Source organism: Delftia tsuruhatensis NBRC 16741 (genome assembly GCF_001571325.1).
GTDB classification, from domain to species: Bacteria; Pseudomonadota; Gammaproteobacteria; order Burkholderiales; family Burkholderiaceae_C; genus Comamonas; species Comamonas tsuruhatensis.
Genome location: NZ_BCTO01000103.1, coordinates 1 through 5,125 on the forward strand (window position 1 = coordinate 1; position 5,125 = coordinate 5,125).

General features: G+C 48.0%; 5 protein-coding genes. All 5 read left to right on the forward strand.

Features of this window, described 5'->3' with window-relative positions; all coding sequences use genetic code 11:
* Positions 1–501: 501 nt before the first annotated feature.
* The 5 genes from DTS01S_RS30190 to DTS01S_RS29075 all read left to right on the forward strand — a co-directional run bounded on the left by DTS01S_RS30190 (position 502) and on the right by DTS01S_RS29075 (position 4,737).
* Positions 502–1,185 carry a response regulator gene (locus DTS01S_RS30190; protein ID WP_050042281.1) on the forward strand — a complete coding sequence of 228 codons (684 nt, stop codon included), beginning with the start codon at positions 502–504 and terminating at the stop codon, positions 1,183–1,185.
* A complete protein-coding gene (locus DTS01S_RS30195; RefSeq protein ID WP_050042266.1) occupies positions 1,182–2,570 on the forward strand; it encodes a heavy metal sensor histidine kinase in 1,389 nt (462 codons plus the stop codon). The genes DTS01S_RS30190 and DTS01S_RS30195 overlap by 4 nt, the downstream gene beginning before the upstream one ends.
* 36 nt (positions 2,571–2,606) lie before the next feature.
* The gene (locus DTS01S_RS31390; protein ID WP_254788073.1) at positions 2,607–3,053 is read left to right on the forward strand and encodes a hypothetical protein; all 447 of its coding nucleotides are present in this window, start codon (positions 2,607–2,609) and stop codon (positions 3,051–3,053) included.
* Positions 3,031–4,263, forward strand: coding sequence for a phosphoethanolamine transferase (locus DTS01S_RS30200; protein ID WP_254788072.1), 1,233 nt, complete (start codon positions 3,031–3,033; stop codon positions 4,261–4,263). Before DTS01S_RS31390 ends, DTS01S_RS30200 begins: the two co-directional genes overlap by 23 nt.
* A 192-nt stretch (positions 4,264–4,455) precedes the next feature.
* Positions 4,456–4,737: an H-NS histone family protein gene (locus tag DTS01S_RS29075; protein ID WP_061290112.1), complete on the forward strand. Its 282-nt coding sequence runs from the start codon at positions 4,456–4,458 to the stop codon at positions 4,735–4,737.
* Positions 4,738–5,125 lie beyond the last annotated feature (388 nt).

Genomic DNA, 5,125 nt, shown 5'->3' on the forward strand with positions numbered 1-5,125 from the left:
ACCGGCAGCAGCCCATATCTTCTTGAGTGTAGGAGAGCTCGGGGTTGGGGCGAGACTTGCTTTGAAGGACTGCGCCGTCGCTGGCCTCAAGTCCGAACTGAGCCGCACGCAAGCTCGGATGAGTTGCTAAGGCTTGCGCGACCGCGACAGACAATGTCAAGGGCGCCGCCGGTGCTTCGCTCGAGGCCGTTGTGAGGCTGCTTGAGCTCGTGGGTGCGGCGTGGACTAGGCCTGCCCCTACCAACATGCTGACAAGCAAGGTTTGGCAGAAGCTCGTGCGAAGCCTCTCCTTGCCACGTGTGGTTACCAAGATCATGTATGAAACTCCTGCGCAGACGGAATCCATGTTCCTGTCGGTCGCTGTAGTGCCCTGAAATATTTATGCGCAAGCGCAAGGTATGGGCGAAGGGCACTATAGAGGAGCGTTCCCGGCGGCTTCCTGATAATCAGATGACAAATTTATCATCCAAGTGCCAGGGCCCTGGGATCACAATCCGCCCCATGAGTATCCTAATAATTGAGGATGATGAAAAGTTGGTAGACCAGCTTGTCAGAGGGTTGGTCGACGAAGGGTTTGCTGTAGATTTCGCACTTGACGGGATCTCGGGACTAAATAAGGCGGCTACCCAGGATTTCGATGTAATTATTCTTGATGGCATTCTTCCTGGAATAGATGGCCTTGCTGTTCTAGCGGCCTTGAGACAATCAAAGCAAACCGCTGTTTTGATGCTTACTGCAAGAGATTCAGTTGAAGATAGAGTGACCGGCTTGAAAAGCGGTGCTGATGACTATATGGTCAAGCCGTTTGCATTTTCCGAATTGATCGCGAGAATAAGGGTATTGCTCCGCAGAAATCCTTCATTGAGCGGTGCGGCAAATGTTGCGACAATATTGAGAATGCACGACTTGGAAATAGATCTTGCCAGGCAGCGCGCATTTCGCGCGGGGAAAAGACTGGATCTAAGTGCGAAAGAGTATAGCTTGCTGATACTGTTGATGCGTAGACAAGGACAGGTTATTTCTCGAGCTGAACTAGCAGCTCAGGTCTGGTCAATAAATTTCGAGGCAGATTCAAATGTCGTCGAGGTGGCCATTAGAAGGCTAAGGATGAAAATTGATGAGCCGTTTGATAAGCCATTGCTGCATACCATTCGCGGAATGGGCTATATTTTGGAATCAAGATGATTAAACAAGGAAGAGCAAAAAAAGCAACGCGCCCTTTGTCGGCGCGTTTGTCTATTTCTCTAGCTATGCAAACTATTTTTGGGCTTGGAATAGTTTGCGTGGCTGTTTATCTTGTCATATCACAAACACTTCATATAAAGCAAACCGATGCCCTTAATGACAAGCAAATAGCACTGGAACGTTTGCTTAATGAGAGCAAACTACACATAAATTCGGAATCGCTGCAGAATTCATTGTTGGATTTTTTGAGCGGGCACGACGACTTGTCATTGGTGGTGCGAAAATATGGCGGAAATAGGGAAGTTCTTTTTGAACTGCTGCGTCACAGAGAAAACACCATCGAACGCGAGTTCTCTGTGAAATTATCAAGCCCAGGTTCTAGCCCCCAAGAAATAGCTGTAACACTGATATTGGATCGCGCCCCGGATAATATGATTTTGCGCCATTTGGCATGGACGCTTGGTATAGCAGCTATCGTTAGTACTTTGATTGTTTCTATTTCTAGCATCTGGTTGGTGAAGAAGGGGCTGTCGCCAATTAGCCTTTTGATCGCACAGACACGACAGGTATCTGCTCAAAATTTGATAAAGAGATTGGACGACAGCCAGCAGCCTCAAGAATTGATGCCCTTGATATGGCAAATTAATGACCTCTTGGATAGGTTGTCTGTTGCTTACAAGCAGATGGAATCTTTTAACGCGGACGTGGCACACGAGCTGAATACACCTTTGTCAACTCTGATAAGTAGCGCGGAGCTGGCACTACGAAAACAGAGAACTTCGGATGAACTGGTTGATGTTCTATCTTCCAATTTGGAGGATTTGCACAGAATGGCTAGCATCATTGCCGATATGCTTTTCCTCTCAAACGCAGATAGAGGGAATGGTGCTCGGCGAATGGGGGTAAGCAGTCTCGCTGAGCTCGCTCGCGAGGTTATTGAATTCCACGAAGCGTCTCTTCTGGACGCTGGTTTAGAGGTGGCCATACAGGGCGAAGCAAAAGGTATCTTGGATGCGAGCTTATTGCGTCGTGCACTTTCGAATCTTTTGGGGAATGCTACGCGATATGCCTCAAGAGGTAGCAAGATAATTGTTGATATCCGGATGATTGCGTCTGCTCGAAGCCCATCCACTATAAATGCACATCGTATCCAGTTGACAGTCACTAACGAAGGCCAGACTATAGATCCCTCTCACCTTCCAAGACTATTTGATCGATTTTACCGAGCAGATTCTTCTAGGACGCAGGCTAGAAGCAATCACGGACTAGGACTGGCAATTGTTGCTGCAATTGCTAGGTTACATCAGGGCGATGTGTTTGCAAGATCTGAGGCGGGAGTGACCAGTATCGGGTTGATATTCCCGCAGATTAGTGATGACGCGTAGGTCGTTTTTGTCAAAATATGATGCCCTGAGAGTAAGATGATCGAGATGGTGAAGAATTTTGGGGATAGAGTGTGGTGCACAATTAAGAAGCCGGAACTTGTATTTGCAATAATACTTCTTTCTGTTTTCTCTGCATTAAGTATTGGTCATGAAGGACTGAGATTGGTAAAGCTATTGGTTTTGTACCTGCCATATTGCTTTCTGATTTTTCTCTTTGCCAATAGTGGAGGTCCGTCTTGGATCGGCAAGACCTTCGTTTGGTTTGTGACCTTGGCATTTTATGTGGATGGAATCGCTCGATATTATCTGAGAGAGGCCTATGACGCCGCGCCTGATAGCGCACTTGTTTTAAATGCAGTGGCGAATACAAATCTCCGAGAGAGCATTGAGTATGCATTTGCAAATTCAGTGTTGTTGATATGCTTGGGGTTGCTGTTTTTTTTTTCTGGCGACCCTTTCTTTGGTTCTCTTGATCTCGGTTGATTCAGCGCCAAGGAGCTACTCCAAGGCTATTTGGTTCATCGTCGTCTTGCTGATGACATTTAGTCTGGTTGCCCATGTCAATAAGCCGTGGAGGAAGTTGCATCCAATAATTTTCTGGAAAAACTGGCAGGAGTCGATTTCACTTGTTCAGACAGAATGGGTAAACCAATTTGCCATCCGTGAAGAGCAGTTCACGAGAGCGAAGACACTGGCGCCAAAAGTTGAGCGCAAAGGAAGTTCCACAATTGTTCTCGTAATTGCGGATAGTATTAATAGAGATAATTTGGGGATATATGGCTACCCAAGAAATACCACGCCGATGCTCTCGCTAAAGCGGAGGGATGCGGGTAGAAATATGGTGGTATTCCGAAATTCTTGGTCATTGGATGCAAGCACAATACCCGCTTTTGAACGGATGTTTTCATTACAGGCCGCTCCTACTGATAATTCATTGCACCTTTTGGCCATGGCTCGAGCCGCGGGTTATAAGACGTGGTGGGTAAGCAATCATGATGATGTTGCAATTGAATCGCGGCATGCAAGCTATGCAGACATAGTCGAGTTGATCAACCGCACGCCTGGTCGCTCATCATCCTCATTGGATGGCGATATTCTGAATCTTTTGGAAGAAGCTCTAAAGGATGGGGCGGAGAATAAATTTATTGTTGTGCATTTGCTTGGTGCACATCCTCATTACAGTCTTCGCTACCCAAAAAATGAGAACCCTTTTGATGATACAACCGATGATGTAGATCGGGAGATGGAGGCTAAGAATAGATCATTTTGGGTGCGTGGTTTCAGGGAGCAGTATGACGCCGCAATCTTGTATCATGATTCGGTGATTGCCAAAACACTGGATCTGATGAAAATTTCAGAAAGTAGTTCAGATTATCAGGCCTGGATGTACCTATCTGATCATGGCCAAGAGGTTGGACATCTACTAAATAAGGTTGGTCACAGCCCTTCAACTGAGTCTGGCTATCGTATTCCGACCATAATTTGGCGCAATAAAATTGAGAGTGATAGTCCGGATAACCTTGGTGATAGAGGATTTAGGTCTGACTGGGCCTCTTGGACAATTGCGGATTTACTCTCGCTGCAATGGGACGGAAAAAGTAGTAAATCAAATATTCTTGCAGAAAACTATCAGTGGATTGCTCCGAAGCTTCCATTTCCGCTGACGGAGGCCACGCCCAGCATGCAGCCATGAGCGAACATGGTCGTTAGCATGACATTTTTGTCCTGCTCAGATTGGGCGTATGACTCTCGTGTGTGTGAGGTGTGTTTGAGTATGAAGCGGGCGCAGCAAAATTTCGCTCTCTTGCCTCGTTGAAATGAAAGCATTCTTCGCTAGAAACTCTTAAAATTAGCAATTTGCTAGCATGCAAATTTAAGGAAAACCATGACATCCGATTACAAGACACTTCTTCAGCAGAAGGCTGAACTTGAAGCCAAGATTGCCCAGGCTCTGGCCACAGAAAAGTCTGGCGTGGTCGCCCGCGTGCGCAGCCTGATCGCGGAATTCCACCTGACTCCAGACGATGTGTTCGGAGGCTCTAAACGCAAAGCTTCGGCTGGCGCGCCCAAGTATCGCGATCCTGGTACCGGCGCTACGTGGACGGGGCGTGGCAAGCCGCCAAACTGGATCAAGGATGCTGCGGATCGGACCTCTTTCGAGATCTGACGGGCGGCCAGGAGCGCACGAGCTTGAACGCGTAAACGCCGTGATCGACGGGGTTTGTGCCTTTGTTCGAAATGCCTTCCTGGCCAAGATGGATCGCGAGGTGCGTCGTTCGAGTTCCAGACATTTCGATGAATGGCTCTTTGCTCGATCGACATCGCGGTCGGACTTGATGTCCAGCACCGATCCTGCAGCGAAGGCCAGTGTGATGTGCGCATCAAGACTTAGTCAGCGGTGTTGGCTGCCAGTGGCCGCAGCCCGCACAAAGCCCTTGAGCTTGGGATAGAGCGAGTTCGTCGCGGATAGCACCTTCGTCGCAGTGAGTGATCAGATCAAGCATCACCGTGCAACGATCCTCCAGGCGATTGAAGGGATGTGGGCTGCTGCCGGT